Source organism: Oleiphilus sp. HI0080 (genome assembly GCF_001635135.1).
In genome coordinates this window covers 1-749 of record NZ_LWFU01000987.1, presented here as the reverse complement: position 1 = coordinate 749, position 749 = coordinate 1, and the positions used below count along the sequence as shown (strand labels likewise).

General features: G+C 49.4%; 1 protein-coding gene. It reads right to left on the bottom strand.

Going from position 1 to position 749, the window contains the following annotated elements:
- Positions 1–45: 45 nt before the first annotated feature.
- On the bottom strand, positions 46–648 hold the full coding sequence (gene rdgB / locus A3751_RS18935) for an RdgB/HAM1 family non-canonical purine NTP pyrophosphatase (RefSeq protein ID WP_068458565.1): 603 nt from the start codon (positions 646–648) through the stop codon (positions 46–48).
- Positions 649–749: the final 101 nt, after the last annotated feature.

Sequence of the window (749 nt, the reverse complement as noted above, 5' to 3'; positions counted from 1 at the left end):
GAAGGTGTATGTATAAACTCAGAGGGGGAAGACGCAAATGTGCTCCTAAGTCGGGCTGTTGAGTGCAGGCAGCATCTCACTTAACTGCTTTAAAGCTTTACCACGGTGACTAATCGCTGACTTTCGCTCTCGCGTTAGATCGGCTGCGGTGCAGTTTAATTCTGGAATCCAAAAAACCGGATCATAGCCAAACCCTTCTTCTCCTGAAGGCTGCTCAGCGATAACCCCTTCCCAAACTCCATGGCAAACGACTGGTGTGGGGTCTAGAGGGTGTCGCACGAACACCAGTACACAATGGAACGTCGCTTGCCGCTGTTCGACTGGCACCCCTTTTAAGTTTTCAAGCAGCAGATCAATATTGCTTTGGTCCGTCGCATCTGAGCCGCTATATCGAGCAGAATAAATACCTGGCGCACCTTGCAGAGCATCGACCGCCAAACCGGAATCATCCGCAAGGGCAGGCTTACCGCTCTCTGAGGAGGCATGTCGCGCCTTTAAAATCGCGTTTTCGATAAAGCTTAGGCCTGTTTCTTCCGCACTCTTAATACCCAACTCAGCTTGCGATATAAGATGGAGCCTACGGCCTTCAAGAAGCGCGGCAATCTCTCTGAGTTTTCCCGCGTTTCCACTTGCTAGAACAATGTCCATCTTTGGCTCAATCATTATAGAAATTGTGGCTGAATCGTAGCCTGAACGGATCTGAAACCCCTTGAGGAAATACTGAGATATCAAACGTCAATATCTCGCCT